Annotated in this window: 19 protein-coding genes; 5 read left to right on the top strand and 14 right to left on the bottom strand. The window is 45.6% G+C overall.

The window, feature by feature from the left end; all coding sequences use genetic code 11:
• Positions 1-102 precede the first annotated feature (102 nt).
• The 3 genes from ACAN56_RS14985 to ACAN56_RS14975 form a co-directional block, all read right to left on the bottom strand.
• Entirely contained in the window at positions 103-1,092 is a 990-nt protein-coding gene (locus ACAN56_RS14985) for an IS1595 family transposase (protein WP_379143783.1), read from the bottom strand.
• Positions 1,093-1,254: 162 nt separating this feature from the next.
• A complete protein-coding gene (locus tag ACAN56_RS14980; RefSeq protein WP_379143781.1) occupies positions 1,255-3,204 on the bottom strand; it encodes a BglG family transcription antiterminator in 1,950 nt (649 codons plus the stop codon).
• 36 nt (positions 3,205-3,240) lie between these two features.
• Positions 3,241-4,320, bottom strand: coding sequence for a LacI family DNA-binding transcriptional regulator (locus ACAN56_RS14975; RefSeq protein ID WP_379143779.1), 1,080 nt, complete (start codon positions 4,318-4,320; stop codon positions 3,241-3,243).
• A gap of 304 nt (positions 4,321-4,624) precedes the next feature.
• Here ACAN56_RS14975 and ACAN56_RS14970 point away from each other — a divergent pair, with 304 nt between their 5' ends.
• From ACAN56_RS14970 to glpK, 4 genes are read left to right on the top strand one after another with little or no spacing between them, the layout of a single operon-like run.
• Positions 4,625-6,088, top strand: a complete 1,464-nt coding sequence (locus tag ACAN56_RS14970) for an L-fucose/L-arabinose isomerase family protein (RefSeq protein WP_038595274.1) — start codon at positions 4,625-4,627, stop codon at positions 6,086-6,088.
• Between the two features lie 42 nt (positions 6,089-6,130).
• Positions 6,131-6,973: a transketolase gene (locus ACAN56_RS14965; RefSeq protein WP_038595276.1), complete on the top strand. Its 843-nt coding sequence runs from the start codon at positions 6,131-6,133 to the stop codon at positions 6,971-6,973.
• A gap of 5 nt (positions 6,974-6,978) precedes the next feature.
• Positions 6,979-7,914 (top strand): transketolase family protein, encoded by a 936-nt coding sequence (locus ACAN56_RS14960; protein WP_379143776.1) that lies wholly within the window; start codon positions 6,979-6,981, stop codon positions 7,912-7,914.
• Positions 7,915-7,926: 12 nt separating this feature from the next.
• Positions 7,927-9,426, top strand: coding sequence for a glycerol kinase GlpK (glpK, locus tag ACAN56_RS14955; protein ID WP_379143774.1), 1,500 nt, complete (start codon positions 7,927-7,929; stop codon positions 9,424-9,426).
• A 497-nt stretch (positions 9,427-9,923) separates the two neighbouring features.
• On the opposite strand, the gene ACAN56_RS14950 is transcribed toward glpK, so the two are convergent.
• Together ACAN56_RS14950 and ACAN56_RS14945 are read right to left on the bottom strand one after the other, a co-directional pair.
• Entirely contained in the window at positions 9,924-10,238 is a 315-nt protein-coding gene (locus tag ACAN56_RS14950) for a MazG nucleotide pyrophosphohydrolase domain-containing protein (protein ID WP_038595282.1), read from the bottom strand.
• Between the two features lie 33 nt (positions 10,239-10,271).
• Positions 10,272-10,727, bottom strand: a complete 456-nt coding sequence (locus tag ACAN56_RS14945) for a DMT family transporter (protein WP_379143772.1) — start codon at positions 10,725-10,727, stop codon at positions 10,272-10,274.
• A gap of 115 nt (positions 10,728-10,842) precedes the next feature.
• Here ACAN56_RS14945 and ACAN56_RS14940 point away from each other — a divergent pair, with 115 nt between their 5' ends.
• Complete coding sequence (locus tag ACAN56_RS14940) at positions 10,843-11,733, top strand: LysR family transcriptional regulator (protein WP_379143770.1); 891 nt, start codon at positions 10,843-10,845, stop codon at positions 11,731-11,733.
• Positions 11,734-11,827: 94 nt separating this feature from the next.
• Here the strand turns inward: ACAN56_RS14940 and ACAN56_RS14935 are convergent, their stop codons facing one another.
• The 9 genes from ACAN56_RS14935 to ACAN56_RS14895 all read right to left on the bottom strand — a co-directional run bounded on the left by ACAN56_RS14935 (position 11,828) and on the right by ACAN56_RS14895 (position 21,958).
• The gene (locus ACAN56_RS14935) at positions 11,828-12,070 is read right to left on the bottom strand and encodes a transposase (protein ID WP_379143813.1); all 243 of its coding nucleotides are present in this window, start codon (positions 12,068-12,070) and stop codon (positions 11,828-11,830) included.
• 114 nt (positions 12,071-12,184) lie between these two features.
• Entirely contained in the window at positions 12,185-12,835 is a 651-nt protein-coding gene (locus ACAN56_RS14930) for a sensor histidine kinase (protein WP_179091709.1), read from the bottom strand.
• 635 nt (positions 12,836-13,470) lie between these two features.
• Positions 13,471-14,214, bottom strand: a complete 744-nt coding sequence (locus tag ACAN56_RS14925) for a LytR/AlgR family response regulator transcription factor (protein ID WP_038595291.1) — start codon at positions 14,212-14,214, stop codon at positions 13,471-13,473.
• A 94-nt stretch (positions 14,215-14,308) separates the two neighbouring features.
• Complete coding sequence (locus ACAN56_RS14920) at positions 14,309-16,513, bottom strand: FtsX-like permease family protein (protein WP_379143767.1); 2,205 nt, start codon at positions 16,511-16,513, stop codon at positions 14,309-14,311.
• Positions 16,503-17,270 (bottom strand): ABC transporter ATP-binding protein, encoded by a 768-nt coding sequence (locus ACAN56_RS14915; RefSeq protein WP_339225686.1) that lies wholly within the window; start codon positions 17,268-17,270, stop codon positions 16,503-16,505. Before ACAN56_RS14915 ends, ACAN56_RS14920 begins: the two co-directional genes overlap by 11 nt.
• A gap of 100 nt (positions 17,271-17,370) precedes the next feature.
• Complete coding sequence (locus ACAN56_RS14910; protein ID WP_379143765.1) at positions 17,371-18,381, bottom strand: sensor histidine kinase; 1,011 nt, start codon at positions 18,379-18,381, stop codon at positions 17,371-17,373.
• Positions 18,378-19,040, bottom strand: a complete 663-nt coding sequence (locus tag ACAN56_RS14905; RefSeq protein WP_038595296.1) for a response regulator transcription factor — start codon at positions 19,038-19,040, stop codon at positions 18,378-18,380. Before ACAN56_RS14905 ends, ACAN56_RS14910 begins: the two co-directional genes overlap by 4 nt.
• Positions 19,041-19,083: 43 nt before the next feature.
• Positions 19,084-20,274 carry a hypothetical protein gene (locus ACAN56_RS14900; RefSeq protein WP_379143762.1) on the bottom strand — a complete coding sequence of 397 codons (1,191 nt, stop codon included), beginning with the start codon at positions 20,272-20,274 and terminating at the stop codon, positions 19,084-19,086.
• Positions 20,204-21,958 carry an ABC transporter ATP-binding protein gene (locus ACAN56_RS14895; protein WP_379143760.1) on the bottom strand — a complete coding sequence of 585 codons (1,755 nt, stop codon included), beginning with the start codon at positions 21,956-21,958 and terminating at the stop codon, positions 20,204-20,206. Before ACAN56_RS14895 ends, ACAN56_RS14900 begins: the two co-directional genes overlap by 71 nt.
• Positions 21,959-22,013: the final 55 nt, after the last annotated feature.

Genomic DNA, 22,013 nt, shown 5'->3' with positions numbered 1-22,013 from the left:
TGCCACCGGCTCCTTCATCATCCTCTTCATCACTTTAACTACAGGATGAAATCCTGCGAATTCATGAGTCTGGGTGAGGAAACTGAATCATTTCGAGGGAGCTTAACAAGAATAAGCAGAAAGCCGAAGTTTGGTGTTCGTGTCGGTCACAGTAAACAGGCACGATTTGACCAACATATTTTTCTTATTCGATGCGGTATTCTCATATTCCTTGCTGTCTAAGTAACGAAACCACGCCAAGTAATTCTGCAAATACTTTGTTATTTGGATATGGTACACGCCTTTCACACGTTGTTTTCCGTCGGACTTGAATCGGTAATGAGTCATGCCTTTTGAATTCGCATAGGAGCTAAATGCCCTCCATGAATCAGTGCATAACACGTTTGAGTCAGATAGATGACCACCAATCGCTTCGTCTAATTTTGTAATCCGAATACGTCCACGCCCAAGTACGCCAGAGTAAGTCATTTTCTGACGGTCACGGGCAACCAGCACGCACACTTGATCGTGGCTTATACCACGATATTTCGCTTTGCCGCCACGTTTACGTGGCTTGCGTTCGGCAATATTCCGCTTGCCCTTTTCCGAGTAAAGAAAGTAGGTCTCGTCCATTTCAACAATATCTTGAAATGCTTCGGTTGGAATCTGCTTCAGAGCGGAAAGAATCTTATGCCGCCAGTAAAACAAGGTGACATGCGTGACTTCATCGTTTAACTGCTCTGCACATTTTCTCAGAGAAAAGCCCTCAATCATGCATTCGATAAAACGAACCCACATATGAGGTCGCCTCATTCGTTGCAGAGGGGTGTTCGTAAGGTCATTGAATGTTTGGCGACAGGACTTACAACGGTAACGTTGACGTTTAACCTCTCCAGTGCGTGTTCTTACAGCGTACTTTCCAAATCGAACAACAGAATGGTTTTTGTAATGCGGGCAAACAAGTCCATCTTTATGCTTCTGCTCTTGAATTTCATCAATCGCTCGAACTGGAAGTGCCACTCCCTTGGTTCGGGACTGCAAAAAGTAGATAGGTTCTCGCTTACCATTATCGTCCAACGTATCAGCAAGCTTTTTCAGTTCCTTTAAATCCATGGGCAAATCATCTCCGAACAGTTATATTGCCCTTATTATAGAACACTTGTTCGTAATTATCAAATATCAACAACAAAGTTTAACATAGCCAAAAAAATAAAAAGGATCTGCACCGCAACCTGACCGAAAACCCGGTCAAACACCATACAGATCCTTGGTCCATCAATACAGTTTATGTTTGACAATAATTCTGGCAAACTCCGCATACGTTTTGCATTTCAGCATTTGCTGGATAATCTCGGTATCGTCGACCAGCCCCATCAGATGCTGATACATTTTCGCCTGGGGTTCTTCGCCGCTCTTGTCAATACTGAGCAGGCAGATAAATTGCACCGGCCGGCCGGACCAGTCAATCGGAGACTTAAGTGTACAGATGGCCCATACCGTGCGGTTGCTTTGCGGAATGATGGGATGGGGAATGGCCACCAAATTCCCATAGGCTGTCGGTGCGGCATTTTCCCGTTCCAGAACCAGGCCGATGAAACCTTCGGAAGAGCGGATCAGCCCGAATTCAGACATTTTGTCCCCGAGGAAAGTAATGATCTCTTCCTTCGTGGTAAAGCTCTGTCTCAGAAACACGAGTTCCTCCATAATGTAGCGGAAGGAATACGGCTTCTCGCCATTCAGCAAAGCATTAATGTTATCCATATCCCCACCCCCCAGGAGTGTCTGCACGACAACCACCGGAACAGAAAACGGCTGTGGGATGGGGACTGTGCTTACTACAAAATCAATGTTGTGCAAAGGGACCTGCTGCAGCTTGTAAAACTCGGTCGTCCCCACAACCTCCAGTCTCTCGCCGAATTTGCTCCTTAGCTTGTAATAAAGCAGACGCGCGCTGCCTAAACCCGAAGTGCATACGACCAGGCAACGTTTGGGCCTGATATCCATCTGCTGTCTTTCCATGGCTGCACCGATATGAATAGCCAGGTACCCCATTTCCGTCTCGGGAATCAACATATTGAGCTTACTTTCAATTAGCTTGGCTCCGATGACACCTGCCTGAAAAGCCAGGGGATAGTTGCTCTTCACATGCTCAAGCATCGGATTGCGGATGCTCATCCCGTATCTGACACGGTTCAGTGCCGGCTTCAAATGAAGGCAAATGCCCATCAACAGCTCTTGATCCCTGCTGATTCTCAAGTTAAGGTCCCTGTCAATTTCAGCAAGGATTTCCTTCCCCAGCTCATAAATCCTGCGATCCAACAGCTTCTCGGGACCGGCATCTTCCTTCTCTTCCCCGGTGACCCCCGCAAACCACTTATTGCCGGCCAGATGCATGGCTATATAGGCAACCTCATCTTCGGGAAAAGATAAGTCCAGCTCTCGTTCAATCAGCGCAACAATCTGCTCAGCGGCCTGGAATTCCTCAGCGGCCCGGAATTCTTCCTTCTCATCCACAAGCATCGCGACCCGGTTCCCGTCACGAATCCGCTTACAGGCGATCGCAATATGAATAGACAGATTGCTGAAGGCAACATCCGACAGGCTCACGCCAAGCTTCTGAATCTGTTCCAGAATAATGCTGCGTATCAGCGTCATCTCGCGGGGAGAGACAATGCGAGCCGCATCCTGTATTCCTCCGGCGCGCTCTTCATCCGAGCGGTTCACCACAAATTCAGATATGCACAAACGCAACCGTACTTCATCGCCTCTCAGCTTTATGCCATAGTTCGGGCGCTTGTCGATACCAATCCCATAAGCAAGCAACGTCTGCTTGACCTCTTTGAAATCGTTCTGAACAGTGGACTTGCTGACATAGAGCTCATCTGCCAGCTCTTCAAGCTTCAAATACGCTCCGGCAAGCAGGAGACGCCTGATTAAATAAAGCTGCCGGTATTCAGGTGATCCCGAATCTTCCGGTTCATTGTTCATAAACAATTGCTGCAGCAGCATACGAAAGCTGCTGTCGTCTGTAATCTTCAGTTCATACCCTCTTGAGCGAACAGGTTGAACCGATGCTCCATGCTTGGCCAGGAACTCATCCAGCTCTCTGATGTCACTGCGTACGGTGCGTGAAGTAACCTGGATCAATTTTGCCAGATGCTCGCTTTTGACAGGAATGTCCGCAGCCAGCAGATACTGTAAAATCGAAACCATGCGTGAATTCATTCAAGGTCCCCCTGTTCTTATAAATGCAATACGATTTTAGTCCAGCCCGGAGCTGTCCGGCATTTGTCCCGCAAGCCCGGAACCGGCAGGAGCCGCGCAGGAATTCCGTTCCACCAAAATGGTGTCCACTATAATTTTGCTTGTCCCCTGCGAGCCCTGCGACAGTGCATCAGTCAGCAGATCAACTGCCAGACTGGCCATTCTTTCTTTATCTACGTGAATAGTTGTCAACTCCGGAGTGACAACCAGCGATTCATTAATATTATCAAAGCCAATGACCGAAGTATGCTGCGGTACCCGGATGCCCAACTCGTTCATCGTCTTCATGGCGCTGATAGCTATATAGTCACATTCGCAGAACCAGGCCGTAGGCATACTGTTCCCGTTCTCCAGATAGGTGGTCAACTGCCGTTTCAGCTCATCCTGAGAAGTAAGAATAGTTGGCGCTACGGACAAATATGCTGCCTCGGGTACCCTCAGACCCCGCTCAGAAAGCGCCGCCATAAAGCCGCGCTTACGTTCCTCAAAATTGTGAATTCGCAAATTAGAAGCGATATAGCCAATCGAGGTATGTCCAATGTTGCACAAATAGACCCCGGCCTGATATGCACCCATTACATTATTAATTTGTATGAATTGTACAGGCAACGTCTCAAAGCAGGTATCGAGCACAATCAGATTCGGCAGTTTGGCATGAATATCCCTGATTTGTTCACGGGTCAAATTGGTGCCCAGCACTATGGTTCCGACACTGCGTTTCTCATCGGCTACCACCTGGATATCCCTCTGAAAAAATTCTACATCTAACGTTGAAAAAATCAGGGCATATCCTTTCTGCCGGCAGCGTTCTTCAATAAAATGAATCAATTCTTTAAAAAATGGCTGCTGATAATATTCTTCAAGGATAATCCCTGAATTTGTACATACAAGAAAAAGCAACGATTTATCTGCTTTTGTAACGGCTAGTTCCCTGCTCTTGGGGCTGTATCCAGCTTCATAGGCTACTTGGAGAATGCGTTCTCGCGTATCCGGGCCAATTCCCGGCTTGCCACTGAAGGCCAACGAAACGGCTGCTTTGGATACATTGGCCAGTTTAGCGATATCTTCCATCTTCATGCCTTGATTCTCCATTTCCTAATAAGTTAACAAACACAACAATGTGATACGTGAAGTGTACACCGAAACTGAATTCGATGCAATGTTTAGCTGAATTAAGTTCATTTTGTTTAGTTATAAGTTTAGATATTATCACTAAACAAAACTAAATTATTCATTGACACCGCTTAATTCCAATGTTAACATGGCGTCGTAATAAAAAAATATATTAAATTAAGTTAAAATAACTAAACTAAATAATATTGTTTAGTTGTCGTTTTCATTTCAGCAGGATCGAAATATTCCATACCGAGGAGAAATGATGATGAAGAAGTTAAAGTTGGGTTATGCCCCAACACGACGTTTTACGTTCAGTGCTGAGGATGCATTCAAGTACAAAGTAGAAATCCGCAAGCAAATTGAGAGCTTTGGAATGGATATTGACATTGTGGACCTGGAAGGCCTAAACGAGGAAGGGCTGCTGTACGACGACCATATTAATGCCGATCTGATTGCCAAGCGGTTCAAAGAGGAAGAAGTCGATGCCGTATTTTTTCCGCATTGTAACTTCGGCACCGAAGACACTGTAGCCCGCGTTGGCAAAGCGCTTGGCAAGCCCGTTCTGCTCTGGGGGCCGCGGGATGAAGCGCCGCTTGCAGACGGCATGCGCCTGCGCGATACTCAATGCGGTATTTTCGCCACAGGTAAAGTACTGCGCAGATTCAACGTCCCCTTCACTTATGTAACCAACAGCTGGGTGAATGATCCAGTATTCGAGCGGGGCTTCACCAACTTCGTCGCAGCAGCCAATGTTGTGCGCCAGTTCAAGAGCCTGCGCATTCTCCAGATTGGTCCGCGTCCTGCTTCATTCTGGACCATGATGTGCAATGAGGGCGAGCTGCTTGAACGCTTCGGCATTGAAATTCATCCGATTACCCTTGTTGATATTCAGCTCCGCACCCGAAAAATTGCGGCCGGCAACAGCGCCGAGCTGCTGGATACGATGGATTACATTAAAGAAAAGCTCGATTACAGCGAAGTGACCGAGGATGATGTAAGGCGAATCGCCGCTTTAAAGGTTGCCATGAAGTCCTTTGCCCGCGAGACGGGAAGCAGTGCTATCGCTATCCAGTGCTGGTCTTCGCTGCAGGAGGCCCTGTCGATCATGCCCTGTCTGGCCAATGCAATCCTGACGGATGAACAAATTCCAGTCACCTGTGAAACGGACATCCATGGAGCCATTACTTCCATTATGGTGCAGGCTGCCGCCATGAATGAATTGCCAACCTTTTTTGCGGACATTACCATCCGACACCCCGAAAACGACAACGGGGAGCTGCTTTTCCATTGCGGCAACTTCCCCGTCTCGCTTTCTGTGGAGCAGAAGCCGAAGCTGCGTAAGCATTTCCTCTTTGACGACCATGCTCCAGGAACCCATGAAGGTGAAATCCGCGGCGGCGGCATGACCATTGCCCGGTTCGACGGCGACCAGGGTGAATACTCGATGTTCCTGGGCAAAGCCCGTGGCATCGAAGGCCCTTATACCCGCGGCTCCTATGTATGGGTGGAAGTGAATGACTGGCCACTGTGGGAAGAAAAGCTCGTCAAAGGTCCTTATGTTCATCATTCCGTAGGCATCCATGCCAATGTTATTCCGGCCATATACGAGGCCTGCAATTATATCCCCGGCCTGACGCCGGACCCTGTAGACCCTACAGAACAGGAAATCCAAAGCTGGCTCAGGGGTTCGGATCTTGCCCGCACTAAACAGTCAAATCTTCACGTGTAAAGAAAAGATCTGCTCTATTAACATCTATAAGAGGAGGATATTATGGAAATCCAGGAACTGAAAGTCAAGGCCGCACAAATCCGGATGGATCTGCTGACTATTATTCACCGCGCCAAAACGGGTCATACTGGGGGATCTTTGAGTAACACGGACATTTTAACGGCTTTATATTATGAAATTATGAATATTGATCCCGCTAATTCGAAATGGGAAGACCGTGACCGCTTCATTGCCAGCAAAGGCCATTCTGTAGAATCACTATGGTGTGTTCTGGCTGACCGCGGTTTCTTCCCCAGAGAAGAACTGGAAACCTACAGCCAGTTCGGCACCCGCCTCATCGGCCACCCGAACAACAAGGTTCCCGGCATCGAGATGAATACCGGCGCGCTCGGCCATGGTCTGCCCATCTCCGTCGGCATGGCACTGGCGGCCAAGCGGGACGGGCGGTCTTACCGTGTGTTCTGTCTGATGGGAGACGGCGAGCAGGCCGAAGGCTCCAACTGGGAAGCCGCCATGGCAGGCGCCCATTATAAACTGGATAATCTGGTCGGCATTATCGACCGCAACCGGCTTCAAATCAGCGGAACTACCGAAGAGGTTATGGGCCTCGACCCGCTGGACGAGAAATGGGCTGCCTTCGGCTGGAACGTTGTTTCCATCAACGGCAACGATATGGAAGAACTGCTGCAGGCATTCCGCGCCGTACCGGAAGTACCCGGCAAACCAACGCTGATTATGGCCAATACGACCAAGGGAAAGGGTGTATCCTTCGCCGAGAATGTTCCCGCCTGGCACCACCATGTGCCAAACGATGAGGAACTGGCGCTGGCCCTGACTGAGCTGAGCGCGTCCATTGAGGAATTGACACAGAAAGGGCAGGTGTAATAACAATGAACAAGATTCCTAACCGCCAAGTCATCTGTGACACACTGCTGGAATTGGCCAAATGGGACCGGGATATTATGGTACTAGCCAGTGATTCACGCGGTTCTGCCGCGATGGCTCCTTTCGCCAATACATTTCCGGAGCAATTCGTCGAGGTGGGTATTGCAGAACAGAACATTGTAGGCATGTCCGCCGGCTTGGCCCACAGCGGCAAGAAACCTTTTGTCACTTCACCCGCCTGCTTCCTGAGCATGCGCAGCATTGAGCAAATCAAGGTTGACGTCGCTTATTCGCGGACCAATGTGAAGCTGATCGGGATCAGCGGCGGTGTAAGCTATGGTGCGCTTGGCATGTCCCATCACTCCGTACAGGACATCGCGGTGGCCCGCGCCATTCCGGGACTGGCGATTGTGCTTCCCGCCGACCGCCACGAAACGAAGAAGCTGACCGAAGCGCTGGTTAAATATGACGGCGGCGTATATGTGCGGATCGGACGCAACCCGGTCGAGGACGTATACGAATCCGACGATTACCCGTTTGAAATAGGTAAGGCTGTAATTGTACAGGAAGGTTCCGATATTACGATCATTGCCGCCGGTGAAACCGTACGTGTTGCCCTCGATGCTGCCAAGGCGCTTTCCGAAAATGGCGTATCCGCACGGGTCATCAACATGCATACAATTAAACCATTGGATGAAGAGGCCATAATTGCTGCGGCACGGGAGACCGGACGCATTATTACAGTTGAAGAGCACAGCATTTACGGCGGTCTTGGCGCTGCCGTGGCGGAGGTTGTCGTACAGCATCATCCCGTTCCGATGAAGGTGCTCGGCATCCCGGATGAGCCGGCCATTGCCGGCAAAACAGCGGAGGTCTTCCGCCACTACGGCCTTACGGGCGACAATATCAAGCAAATCGCACTCGAATTGATCAACAAGTAAAGGGCGAAGCATATGGACCACAATCAGAAATATATCTTGGCCATTGACCAGAGCACTTCAGGCACCAAAGCACTCTTGGTAAACTCTGAAGGAGCAGTCATCGCCCGCAGCGGAATGGCGCATAAACAGCATTTCCCCCAGCCCGGCTGGGTAGAGCATGACCCGCTCGAAATTTATAATAATGTCATAAAGGTGGCCCGCAGCGTGCTGGAGCAAACCGGCATCCACCCAGCGGAGCTGGCTGCCCTGACCCTCACGAACCAGCGGGAAACTGCGCTGATGTGGGATAAGACAACCGGTCAGCCGGTATATAATGCCATCGTCTGGCAATGCCAGCGTACTGCGGACCTATGCGCCGGGCTGAAGCAAGCGGGTCACGAAAGCAACATCCGTGCCAAAACAGGACTTATGCTCGACCCTTATTTCTCCGCCACCAAATGGAGCTGGATCATTAGGCATGCAAAAGGAGCAGCGGAACTGCTGGCCGAAGGAAAGCTGCTCGCAGGAACCATAGACAGCTGGCTGATCTGGAAGTTGACCGGCGGCAGCACACATGCTACCGACTATACGAACGCCAGCCGCACCTCGCTGTTCAATATCCGTACCTTGGAATGGGACGAAGAGCTTCTCCGGATTTTCGATGTCCCCCCTTCCCTGCTGCCTGAGGTTAAGCCGTCCGATGCCATATTTGGATATACGGCGGACAGTAGCCTTTTTAATGAAAGAGTCCCGATCTCAGGTGTGATCGGGGATTCCCAGGGCGCATTGTATGGCCATCTCTGCTTTAAGCCCGGAAGTGCCAAGGCCACCTTTGGTACCGGCACCTCTGTGTTGATGAATATAGGCGACACCCCGCTCGATGGCGGTAACGGTCTTGTAACTGCTATCGCCTGGGGGGCGGGGGGAAAGGTGACGTACGCGCTTGAAGCCATCATCCGGACAACAGGTGATAGCATCAAATGGACGCAGGATAATTTAGGGCTTTTCTCTACCTTAGAGGAAATGCAGGAATTGGTCGAAAGTGTTCCCGCGAACGACGGCGTTTATCTTGTGCCTGCTTTTGTCGGAATGGGTGCACCCTATTGGGATCCTTACGCCAGGGCGGCTATTACTGGCATGAACCGCGGAACCACCAAAGCCCATATTGTCCGGGCTGCTCTGGAGAGCATTGCCTATCAAGTTAGGGACGCGGTGGAATTCATGGAGCAGCAGTCCGGCATTCAACTGCTCGGTCTGCGGACCGACGGCGGAGCTTCATCCAATGTCTGGCTCATGCAATTTCAAGCCGATATCCTGGGCAAAGTGGTGACTCGGTCGACCTGCGCTGAACTGTCAGCCATGGGCTCGGTATATCTCGGCGGGCTCGGCACAGGTGTTTGGTCCGACCCCGAGCAGCTTGCAGCCCAGCTTACGCTGTACGAGACATACGAACCCAAGCTAGATGAAGCCACCCGCCAAAATAATTACACAGGCTGGCAGCGGGCTGTCCAGTCCGTGGTTCAGCGGAATTAAAAGAGTCCATTTGAGCCTCAGAATGACGCATCATTATGGTGCAGCATCAGTTAATTTCTGGTTTGATCGGCTTTGTGACCCCAATGTGGAGATTCAAACCACCCGGAAAATGTCTACCAACTCACGATGTATAAGGTGGCTGGCATACCATTAATAGAATAGATGGCCGAAGCCGGTAAACATTAATGCCTGGATTCCAAAGTTGAATTCTAACATAAATTCTCATGGTTCTGGGACTGCCCATATATGTTGCCCAATTTAAGAAAGCCTGCAATTGTGCAGGCTTTTTGACTGCTTTCTTTGAGGAAGAAAAACCTGCAAATCTGAACAATGAGCGATGTTCTGATCTTTTAATAAAAAAAGATCGCACGCCCTCAATACTGCAGAGAGTCATTCGATCTTCTCTTAGTTCTCCCCCAGGCTGTAATCAAGGTAATGTTACGTTCAGCAAGCTCATGGCCTAAAGCCTCGGAGCTTTCTTTATCTATCGACGATGCTCATGAATACCTTTGGGCTAGCTTTTTCTTATGGGAGTGGAATATTTCCTCTAATGAAATATCATACTTGTTTGCGATAACAATAAGATTTCCAAGCACATCCCCAAGTTCTTCCGTTAATTGGCTTTTATTTTCTTCAAATGATCCTCTGCTCTCATCAGGCCGATCTCTGCCGATTTCCAGTGCCCGGATAGCTCTTGCAACCTCACCCGTTTCTTCAGCTAAAAAGCCAATACGAATGAATATATCCAAATCCGACCAGCCTCTGTCTTGATAATACTGTTTTACCCACTCTTGAAAATCAGTAATGTCCAATGATGACCCTCCAATATGTAAGATACAATTCATTCAATGCTTTTGTATGATGTACACGCCCGACACAAGTAAAACTACACCCACAATTCTATAAGGGTTGATTAGGTGAACATCATTTCCTAAAAGACCGAAATGGTCAAATAAAATGGCAAGAATGATTTGACCACAGATTACCAGGCTGAACATATTGGCAAATCCGATTTTAGGAGAAGCAAATATGGTTGTGAATATATAAAACGCACCAAATAGACCACCTGTTAACATCCACCAACGGACACCCTTAATCGTATTTTCACCCGACATTGTATAGGTACCGTTTGCTAAAGTATAGCAAAATACAAGAGCAAGACCCAATGCCCCTACAGCAAAACTAATGAAAGAGGAAAGAATTGGACTTCCGACTTTTGAGCGAAGCTGTCCATTTATTCCAACCTGTAAGGTTAGAGAAATCCCCGATAAAAATGAAAGCAGATAATACAGTAGTGACATATTTGTCGCCTCCCTTGCGGATAAGTCATTGACTACATTCTTTCAGCTCATTATATTGAATAAATAGATATAAGTGAAATACGATTTTTGGATAGGAGGTATACTGAATTCTTATATGTCTATTAATTTAGAGCTTTATAAAATTTTTTATACGACTGCAAAATTGGGAAGTATCTCTAAAGCTGCGAAGGAGTTATTTAGCTCTCAGCCCGCAATAAGTCAATCCATAAAGCAGTTAGAGGAGAAACTTGGGGGGCGGTTATTTTATAGAAATGCAAAAGGTGTTTCACTGACCGTTGAGGGAGAAATTATGTTTCAGTACATCGAGCAGGGTTACGGTCTGATGCTGACAGCCGAGCGGAAGTTTTCTGAACTAAAGCAGATGCAGGCGGGACAATTACGGATATCAGTATGCAGTGCGGTATGCAAATACGATTTATTACAATATATCAGCCAATATAATCGTGAATACCCAAATATCAAAATGTATATAAAAGATGATTCGAGTCATGAAATAGCGAGGCTATTAAACGTAGGCGAAATTGATATCGGTATTTTGAATCTCTACAATACGGATGAAAGTAACCTTGATATTATCAAAACCTTACAAATGAAGGACTGTTTCGTTGTAGGCGAAAAGTATAAACATCTTTGTGATGAATCTTTATCCATCCAAAAGCTTACAGAAAACTACCCGATTATCCTCCTTCAACAGGGTGGGAGTACACGAGAATATATTGATGAATATTTTCGTTCTCACGGAATCGCTATAGACCCACAAATCGAACTAAGCAACATGGATTTGATGGTAGAATTCGCCATTAAGGGATTAGGGATTGCTTGCATTATGAAGGATTATGTTCAAAAAGAATTGAAAAGCAAACAGTTATATGAGTTAGTGATTGCGGAAAAGATACCCTCAAGAAGTCTGGGAATAGCTACAAAAAAAGGAATGCCTCTGTCAACAGCTACACAAAAATTTATTAATATTTTTGATGCACAGTAGTCATGTTCAAAAAATAAAGGGGAAAATAAAAACCCGCGATACTCTTTTGCAAAAGAGTATTGCGGGTTTTTAATACCTCTGCTTATGATGGCAATTAATCGTCCCATAGCCTGGAATTGTTGCCCCCTTTTGCTCCAGCTCCGTGCTGATGGATGCGAACAATCGTTGCATCAATCATTACGCTCTCGAAGTCAGATTCTATCGAAACTTTTTCTAATATTCGATTCCATACTGCGGCCTTTTGCCATCGGCGAAACCGAGTATACACGGAAGACCAGGAGCCGTAATTTTCTGGCATATCACGCCACGGTGCACCTGTACGAGCTACCCAAAGCATGGCATTGAGCATCTTTCAATTGTCTTTAGGGGGTCTCCCACCTTTTGGATTAGGTTCTTTTTCAAGCAAAAGTATGTATTAGCCCTCCGGTCGGAGGCTGTTCATAAAATATTGTTATCTGCTAAGCGGAAGGACAACAAAGACTTCAAATTGCTTGTAGTTTGTAATTTTCCTCAAATATCCGCCGTACTTGGAAGTCACATTCTGGACATTACCTAAACCCAATCCGTGGAATTTAGCATTCTTATAGGTAAGGTGCTTCTTGCTGCATGTACAATCTGGCCTGGAGTTGGAGACATGAATGAGCAGAACCTGATTGGCAGAATTGATTTGCAGACGGATGAATCTCTTTTCTTGTTCAGGAACAAGGCTCACTGCTTCCAGTGCATTATCAAGAACATTTCCAAGAGAAATACATAAGTCATAAGGATCAATCTTGATATCTGATGCGCCAATATAGATTTCATGCTGTACGTTAATATGGTTTTCTTGGGCAATGTTAAGCATGTTGCTCACTAAAGCGTCAATTACTAGATTCCCCGTAAAAATTCTTTTATCAGATTCGTTGAGCTCTCTTAGCATTTTATTCGTGTGCACAAGGGCTTCGTGGTACTCCTTTTCCTGAATACATGTCTGTATGTATAGCAACTGCTTGTTGGTATCGTGTACAATTCGTTTGATCTCTTCAATAGAACTGGTAGATTCATTCGAAATTACATCATAGTATTCTTTGTGTTGCTGCAACAGATGATTTTCGCCCTCCAATGTGTAATTCCTCATTAACCGCTCGATTATCAGGATTAAGAAAACAGTAATCAGAAATATGCAAGTTACAGTGACAGAGATAGATATTCTTTGCGGCTGATCTAGACAGAGACGATGTATTACATACATATTGATAACAATAATTACCGGCATAATCAGATAGTCACTTTTGTTAATACGGCAGCTTTGGCTATGCCTATAAATCCTGAGCAGCAGCACCAGGAGAAGTTTAGGCAGTGAAGCATAGATGAAAACGAGTTGACGATAATTTATGCCGGACGAAATGCCCAGTTCCGGTATTTGCTGTTCCGAAACCCAACATGCAGAAGCAAACTCCAAGATTAGGCACACAAAAATATAAATCGCGCTATAAGACATTCTCAGTCCGAGGGAATCAATATAGGCATGCGCAATAAGAAAGATACTGAGATAGAACAGCAGTGATGTCTCATATCCAAATGACAAGAAATAGCACAGCAAATAAATAAATATTCCACAAATGGAACAAGGCGTGAACTTTAACCATTTCCCAGTTGAACAGTTATTTGACACTATCTTAAAATATTGATGCGTCAATACTAATTGCACAACTATTATTCCAGTCGACCACAACATGCTGTATAAAAAGAGGCTGCTCATATTCTGGAACTTCCCACAATAAATTCAGCGAAAGCATTTTTGACAGTGCCGGCCTGGGTACGGCCTATAGGAAATTCTTCATCGTTGGACATAATGACTGAAGTGGCTGTAAATCTCCGCACATGCTCCAAATTAATGACAACCGACCGGTGAATCAGCTTGAACGGTTCATTGATTCTCGCCAGGCACTCCGTCAGTGTCCCTGTCACGCAAAAGTTATGATGGATGGTCACGACTTTGATTTTATTCTGAAGCAGGCTGTGCTTGATCTTAGCTAAGGCTATGATCTCGGGCTTACGCAAGACAATATAGCCATTCTCCGACTTCATGGTCACGAAGCGGCTATCGTTCGCAAACAGATAGCTGCACAATCGAGTGAATGTATACTTAAACAGATCATAATCCATTGGCTTCACTAAGAATTGAAATGGCTGGACCTCAAAGCTGCTCAACATATACTTTGGATAATGGGTGATAAAAATAAATTGGACATCGTAATCCGGAAAGGAACGGATGGTCTTTGCAGCTTCCAAACCGCTCATCCCGTTCATCTCCATATCCATAATTACAATATGAAAAGCGTATGGTCCGGCATCCTTATAATAAGCAAGCAATTCTTCAGCTGCTTCGAAAAAGTGGATTTTGAAATCGTAAGAGGTCTCGATTTGCAGCTGTGAGAAGTACCGCTGCAACCTTTCGTGAATCCGGATTTCATCGTCACATATTGCTACTCTGATCAATGTCTTTTCCCCTTCTCATTTTCGAATTTAGTTAACAAACCGCTGCTTCGGATGAACAATAACTCGACTAGGAAAGCATAGCAACCATTAATCATTATGCGATATTGCGTTTAAACAATATCCACGTACTTATAAAATAGCAACCCAATAGCACTATAACGGCAGACAGCGCTGCAAAACTGCTCGTCAATACACTCTGTATTCCGATATAAGCGGACAGTTCTGCGTAAAAGCTGTCAATCATGAAGAATATTAAAAGGATGTTAATAATAAAGGCCATCAGAACGGGTGTACCGAACCAGATCCCCATTTGCTTCAAAATAATACGGTTTAATTGTCGCTCGGATATTCCCATATTTCTTAAGATGCTGAACCTGTATTTAAAATCTGAAGAGTCTGAAAGCTGCTGCAAAGACAAAACAGTGAAGCAGATAATCAGCAGTACTACGCCTGTATAGTTCAGCATTGCCTTTGTTGTGAATCCTCCTGCCGTACTGTCATTGATCTGCAGAGTGCTTAGCCTGATCTCACTTGAATTTCCTGTTGTAGTATCAGCAGTACGAACAGTTTGATCAAAGAGTGTTCTCAATTGTTCTGCATCCTTATAGGGCAGCGGATCTGCAGTATTAATGAAGAGCAATTGATTAGCAGGCATAAGCTCCGCACAGACTTTATCCGGAAACACATATAATGCCTCAGTGTAGGTGTTATACAAATACGGTCCCAGATCATCCTGATAAAAAGGCGTTGAGGATATGACAAGGTCCGCCGTCTCTGCACGGAGCTGCCGATGCTCGTTCAAGAATCCGTTGATCACTTTTGGATCTGCTAACGCATTCCACTGAGTCGTAAATTCCTCTTCGCTCAGCCGGATAGGCTCCAGATTATTCAAGCTTCGCAGAAAGTTATAGTCGGATAGCGAGAGTGCCAACACGGGGAACTGATATTTATTTCTCTTATTGAAATTCTCACGGTTAACGAAATAGCTGGTGAATTCAAGGATCCCGGCAACCTGGACATTCCTGTGCTTTAAGAATTCGGCCACAAAGCCATAGTCGGCCTGAGCTATGTTCTTCTCGTATCGGATATTGTTGTACTGGCTGAACACTTGGACGTCATACTTGCTTTTTTTCTCCAAATGACCGCTCATCCACCCCGTCATGACCGGCTCCAAGGCAAACAGAAATAGAGACAGCGCCAGTATAAGACAAATGATGGACATGGTTTTGGATGTCGTTTTTAATTTGGCCATTATCTGTCCAAAGAGAAACAGATTCTCACCGTTATATGTAAGTCCGGGGGATTTCTCTTTCAAATAGGCTATCCAGCGGTTCAGGAAGTAGAAGAAGCCGCAAACATTGAGCGCCACGAAAAAAAAAGCGGCTGCAATCTCAACATTTGAACTTACGGTTACATGAGAGCTTCGGGATACCCGAAAAGAAAATACCACGTTAAAAATACCAAGAGTCATCAGAGTTCCCAACAGGCCATTGAAGCCCAACCGCTTGGAAAAGCATCTTCCGAGTCCAAAATATATTACAGACAAGACCATAATTGCCGGAGATATTACGCTGCCGTACAGAGATATTTGGAGGCTTTCGGGCAAGCTGTCCGAATAGAATTTCCGGAAGATATAAATCCCCCGGAACAGCATTAATGCTGCCGTGGCGGCGGCCAGAATAACCCAGACGGACATCCATGCGCTGCTCTTGTAATCCGTTTCCGTTTTCTTATCGGCATGCAGCATATCAATAATCTTGATTCTCCGAATGGACCTGATGTTCAGGCATCCGATCAGGCCAAATGCCAAACCAAAGAACAATAGAGTGAACAACAGCGTGTCGGTATAAAGAGGAAAGGTGAATTTGAAGGGCTGGTCATAGGTGCTTAGCAGCATAGCCGTAATCAATTGAGAGAGAAAACATCCCATAATGATTCCAAGGCTAACCGCAATTCCCCCCATGGCAAGCGTCTCTACAAAAAAAAGCTTCGCTGTAGTCTTTTGCTCCATGCCCAGAATGGTCTGAATTGCAAATTCTTTTTGCTTCCGCTTAATCATGTAGTCATTTACGTATTTAATCAAAAATAAGAGAATGGCTGTAATCGCCAGTATAGGCAATGTCATATCCCCGCGGACCGAGGAGAAGGTGAATTCTTCTCCCAGTGAGGGATTATAGTAACGGCTTGATAAAGCCATAAATGCATAGAACAGCCCGACACAGAAAATCAGTGTGACCATATAGATCAAATAATCTTTTCTGGAGCGCTTGATATTCCGCAGGATCATTTTAGCGTACATCGAACAGGTCCCCCCCGAGCAGAGCCATCACATCCAGTATCTCATTGAAAAACTGCTTCCTGGATTTACTACCGCGATAGATTTCATTAAATATCCGCCCATCTTTGAGAAAGAGCACTCTCTTGGTATAACTCGCAGAGAAAGCGTCATGGGTTACCATCAGAATTGTGGCATCCAGCTGCTCGTTCATGCTTTGTATGGTATCCAGCAGCATTTGTGATGATCTGCTGTCCAGCGCTCCGGTCGGCTCATCGGCAAGGATAAGCTTGGGATCGTTCACCATCGCCCGCGCACAGGCACAGCGCTGCTGCTGCCCTCCCGATGTTTGATAAGGAAATTTATGCAGAATATCATGGATGCCTAACTGAACGGCGATTTGCCGGACACGCACATCGATTTCATGGGGGGGAGTCTTGTTAATCGTAAGCGCAAGAGCAATGTTCTCACCAATGGTCAAGGTATCCAGCAAATTGAAATGTTGAAATATAAAACCGAGGTTCCTCCGGCGAAAACGCGCGAGCTCGCTTTCCGGTATTTCCGTCAGATCGGTTTCCGAAAGATAAATGTGACCTGCACTAACCGTATCAATTGTAGAGATGCAATTCAGGAGCGTTGTTTTTCCCGATCCGGATGCACCCATAATACCAATAAATTCTCCCTGTTTGACCGCGAAGCTGAGATCATCGATCGCCTTCGTAACGGAAGGGCCATTACCGTAATATTTCTCTACATGCTCGATTTTCAGTAACTCATTCATGTTTTTCACCTCCACTACAGTGTACCTTGAGCAGGTAAAACATTGTATCCGGAATGCTTTCTAAAATCTTTCATCTTTGAAAGATTCGAGTTCCTGTCCGCTACACTTTGGTGAAGCTTCCTTTCGGAAATTCCAAGATAATAGAAGTTCCTTCACCCGGATAAGATTCCGCCTCCAGATGTATTCCCAGCTTATCGCCTAAGCGCTTGCATATATACAAGCCCATCCCCGTTGATTTCTTCCGGATCCTTCCGTTCTCGCCGGTAAAGCCCTTGTCGAAAATCCGGGGTAAATCGCTCTCATTGATGCCTATACCATTGTCTTTTACCGTGAGTGCCAAGCCACTGGAAGCCGGAACGACTTGAAATCGAATTTCCGGAGAGTGCACATTTCGGTACTGTACGGCATTTGTAATCAGCTGCTTCAGAATGAACTCCACCCATTTACGGTCTGTGTAAACAGTATGAGGTGAGGACTCTACGTCAACATGGACATTATTTCTGAGCAAAATCTGTTTATTGTCGGCGATGGCTTGATGAACCATATCGGTAACCGAAATCTCTTTTACCAGAAAATCGCGTTCTGCTTCGTCGCTGCGGGCATAGTACAGGGCCTGCTCGGCATACAGATCGATTTTTTGCAGTTCGGAAAGTACTTTCGATGAGAGTTCCGACTTATTATTGGCACACATAATCTGAATGGCGGCGATCGGTGTTTTCACCTCATGAATCCATTGCTCAATGTAATCCTTGTACTCTTTCCGTTCACGTTTCGTTGCCGATACTTTTTCCAGCATAGATTTGTTGCACGCCTTCAATATTTTGAAATAAGCTAAGCCTTCACCTGTATCCGGAACATCCATAACTTCCGACAACAAATACTTATGTTCAAGTTTCTCCAGAAGAGCAACCGTCCGGCTAATTCTTTTGTTCTTGCCACGGTAATCAAGAAAGCTATACATTACTGCACCTGCAAGCCACACCAGAATAATTAATAGTACCTCTTCAAACTGAATATTGAGCGTGAGCAGGAGCAAGGTTAAAGTCAGCATGCCAAAGACATTCAGTACACCCACTAACAGCTGATCCTTAAGATATTGGCTTTTCTTCATACTTTGTATCCTTGCCCATATTTAGTCTGAATCAAGTTATCGATGCCAATCTGGCTGAGCTTGCTGCGGAGCCTTGTGACATGAACACTTAAAGCATTGTCATCAATATACAATTGATTGTCCCATAAATATTCCACCAGATCTGCTCTGGAGACCATTTGTCCCTGATGCTTGAACAGATAAGCTAGTATCTTGCTTTCATTTTTCGTCAACTCCACACTCTCGCCATGATAGTGGACTTTACCTGTGTCCGAATAGAAGTAGACATCCCTGCAGGACAGATAATCTTTATTCTCGTTCGGGAACGCACGTCTGAGTAATGCCGTAATACGGGCAAGCAAAATAGAAGCATTATAAGGCTTGGTAATAAAATCATCTCCGCCTCTCATAATGCCGTTTAATTCATCCATATCTGTATTCCGGCTCGTTACAAAAATAATCGGAATGCCCGATTCCTCGCGTATTAGTGAGCAAAGCTTAAAACCGTCAATACCAGGTAAGTTGATATCCAACAGAATCAGATTCGGATTCTCCAACGCGACTTCTTCAAGGATATTGGAGAAATGGACCGGTGCGCATACCGAGTAACCGTTAAACGACACCAGTATTGATAATTCTTCACGAATGGTCTCATCATCTTCCACAATCATAATCTTCATTGCTAACCACCTCTTCATGCAGAATTCCCAGGTGCCTCCGGACTCATAGCGGGTGGCTTGCAGCCGATCCATTGATGACAATGCAATACTGAATGTTACCGGGATAAAAATCGCGAAGAAAGGCATCTTCTTTCCCGCTCAGCATCGTAAAGGGCGATCCCTCATGGTCCAGTTTTACAACCGTCGCTCCGTCAGGAAATATTCCTTCAAACAACGCTTGCAGCGGCACGGGATAACTGATTTTTTTGATTTTAAAACGGTTTCCGGACTCAAGCAGTTCGTCGCAATCATTATAAATACAGCAAATTCTAACGACGGAATTTCGGACTGGGGATACATCAGAATCATTCAAGCGGTTCGCAAACGGTTCAATAATGTTAAATGGACTTCCGACATGAGAATTTCCGAATTGGCCAAAGTAATTATACCGGCTGTCGTTGGCCCTTATCTCCTCGGCAGTCCGTGTAAACATATAATTCTCCCGTATTTCGCGCGATTTTGTAACGCTCATCCCGCGCTTGATTCTTGTAAACATATCACTGCTCACTTTTAAAAAATCAGAAAAATGAACTCCTAAATACCCGGCATACTGTCCCTGGCAAGTCCTCAGGCTAGACATGAAAGCAAGCCATATTCCGGTAATATCACTCTCGGTACTAATATGCTCTTCTCTATATATTGACTGAAGTTGAACCACACAATCAATTACATTTTTAATATCTTCTGGTGGATCTCCGCATTCACGGATCAAGCCCACAATATAATCGAGAGATTTTCGAACTCCGCTGATGGAGTCGATGCCGATCACTTTGATCTTCCGCTCGGCCGGAAGACCAGCACTGAATTCATATAAGTGCTTCCAGAAATTATATTCCTCCTCCATTCCACTGTAATACCCCTGATAAGAGGCAAATATTTCATCAAGCAATTCAATGTGTCCAGACTCAAGAAACCGGTTGAAGCGAAGTGAATCATAATACCCCGCTTCGAGCAGTAAATATTTTACGTTATCGTTCCGCACTAAATATTTCAGCAGGTATAGCTTAAGACGTGCATTATCGGCTATCCCATGATTTTCCCCGACCAAATAAACCCTTGGCCCGGACTCATTATGGCTAAGCAACGATAAATCCTTACTTTCCTGAGCTAAAACAACCGGATTACTATGAAGAGCTAAGTAATCCCGCAGCCTGCTTTGTTCCTGCGTTGAAAAGAACACTTCTTTGTAGTTCAACATCCCTGGCCTCCGTTAGTTTATTGGATGACATACCCAACTGCCTGATATCGTAAATCGCGTCACAATATTTCAACAGCTCTGCCCGATGTGTTATGGCGATTATGGTCGTATCCTTAAAATGTGCAAACAGATTGCGGCAAACGATTTGTTCACCCGCAATATCCAGTGCCGAAGTCGGCTCATCCAGAATGATAAGACTGGGGTTCGATAAATAAGCCCTGGCAAGTGCCACCTTTTGTGCCTGACCACCGGAGAGCCTCACGCCCTGAGCTCCGACTGGTGTATCAAGCCCTCGCGGCATTTTGGATAAATCCTCCTCCAGACATACCATTCTCAGCGCTTCCTTCACCGTTGCTGCAGGGATATCCTGCTTAAGCATGGTAATATTCTCAAATATAGTTCCATTAAAAATAAAGGGGGTTTGACTGATGCAGATGATTTGACTGCGCAAATAGAATAGATCATATTCACGCATATCTTTGCCGTCAATACAAATACTCCCTTCATAGTTATCCATCAGCCGGAGGAGTAGCTTGATTAATGTCGTTTTACCTGATCCGTTCTCACCGGTAATCGCGATGGAATCCCCGGATTGTATGGATATATTCACACTGTTTAGAACGGGATTATCGCTATATTTGAAGGAAAGACCTGAAATATCTACGTCACCATGCAGGTTGTCGTTCATCGTCCACTTTCCACTTTGGATTACATACTCCTGTACGTCGATAAGCTCCATCACCCGCGATAAAGAAGCCTGTGTTTTTTTTACATCGATATACAGATTGAATAATGAGAGAATGGGGCTATGCATTTTTTGTACGTAGATTGTTAATGTAAACAGACTACCGATCGTCAAGTGACCGGTTAACACCATTACAGCCCCGTAACCCAGCACAAGGATCAGCGAAATGTTCTGAAACAAGCTCCCTGATAATCCGGACAGAACCTTGACTCTTGCCATCCCGATTTCCTTGCGGAAAAGCTCTCTCTGAGTGTCCAAATACTTTGTCTGGAATTCACGGCTTGCATTCAGCATACGCGCATCCATAATTCCTTCGAGGTATTCTTGCGTGAAAGATTGCATGTTGCCTTTGGCGACACTTACCTCCTTCGCCTTGCTCTTCGTCTGGGTTCCGAACTTTTTTTGGATCACCGTGAAGAGCAAGATGAAACATAGCGACCCCACGGCAATCTCAGCGTTCATTGACAAGAGAAGAACAAATAATCCTACCGCCGTTACCGCATTGGAGAGGACATCGGAAACAATATAGGTGGTGAGCACTTCAACATTTTTCACATCGTTCTCAAGAATTGACACCATTTCCCCGTTCTTATATTTATTGAACAAGAGCTGCGAATATCGGTCAAAGCAATCGTTGATGGTTTTCTTAATGCTATAGGTTATTTTTTGGCCCAATTTCAAAAAGCTGATCCGCATCCAATATCCGGTAATCACATTTAATGCTGTCGTAACGGTCATTACTGCAGAGAAGAGAATAATTAATTGAATATTCTGTTTACCTATCCCTTCATCAATGATCAGCTTGATAAAATAGGGAAAACACAAATTCAGCAAGGAATTAACGAGCAGCAGCAAGGTGCAAAGAATATTTTCTTTCAAAAAAGGCTTGACCGTCTTCCGGTAAAACATTCTGAACTCGGCGGTTGAGTAGCCCATTATTTATCATCATCCCTTAAAAAGTAAATAGGTGGACCCATTGTGTAAAAGGGAT

It is taken from the genome of Paenibacillus paludis, assembly GCF_042610515.1.
Lineage (GTDB): Bacteria > Bacillota > Bacilli > Paenibacillales > Paenibacillaceae > Paenibacillus_AQ.
This window is presented reverse-complemented; position numbering and strand designations above follow the sequence as displayed.

Coding starts and splice junctions, on each gene's coding strand:
- ACAN56_RS14985 (WP_379143783.1), bottom strand. CDS start 1,092: ATGGATTTAAAGGAACTGAAAAAGCTTGCTGATACGTTGGACGATAAT.
- ACAN56_RS14980 (WP_379143781.1), bottom strand. CDS start 3,204: ATGAATTCACGCATGGTTTCGATTTTACAGTATCTGCTGGCTGCGGAC.
- ACAN56_RS14975 (WP_379143779.1), bottom strand. CDS start 4,320: ATGAAGATGGAAGATATCGCTAAACTGGCCAATGTATCCAAAGCAGCC.
- ACAN56_RS14970 (WP_038595274.1), top strand. CDS start 4,625: ATGAAGAAGTTAAAGTTGGGTTATGCCCCAACACGACGTTTTACGTTC.
- ACAN56_RS14965 (WP_038595276.1), top strand. CDS start 6,131: ATGGAAATCCAGGAACTGAAAGTCAAGGCCGCACAAATCCGGATGGAT.
- ACAN56_RS14960 (WP_379143776.1), top strand. CDS start 6,979: ATGAACAAGATTCCTAACCGCCAAGTCATCTGTGACACACTGCTGGAA.
- glpK (WP_379143774.1), top strand. CDS start 7,927: ATGGACCACAATCAGAAATATATCTTGGCCATTGACCAGAGCACTTCA.
- ACAN56_RS14945 (WP_379143772.1), bottom strand. CDS start 10,727: ATGTCACTACTGTATTATCTGCTTTCATTTTTATCGGGGATTTCTCTA.
- ACAN56_RS14940 (WP_379143770.1), top strand. CDS start 10,843: ATGTCTATTAATTTAGAGCTTTATAAAATTTTTTATACGACTGCAAAA.
- ACAN56_RS14935 (WP_379143813.1), bottom strand. CDS start 12,070: ATGCTTTGGGTAGCTCGTACAGGTGCACCGTGGCGTGATATGCCAGAA.
- ACAN56_RS14920 (WP_379143767.1), bottom strand. CDS start 16,513: ATGTACGCTAAAATGATCCTGCGGAATATCAAGCGCTCCAGAAAAGAT.
- ACAN56_RS14915 (WP_339225686.1), bottom strand. CDS start 17,270: ATGAATGAGTTACTGAAAATCGAGCATGTAGAGAAATATTACGGTAAT.
- ACAN56_RS14910 (WP_379143765.1), bottom strand. CDS start 18,381: ATGAAGAAAAGCCAATATCTTAAGGATCAGCTGTTAGTGGGTGTACTG.
- ACAN56_RS14905 (WP_038595296.1), bottom strand. CDS start 19,040: ATGAAGATTATGATTGTGGAAGATGATGAGACCATTCGTGAAGAATTA.
- ACAN56_RS14895 (WP_379143760.1), bottom strand. CDS start 21,958: ATGGGCTACTCAACCGCCGAGTTCAGAATGTTTTACCGGAAGACGGTC.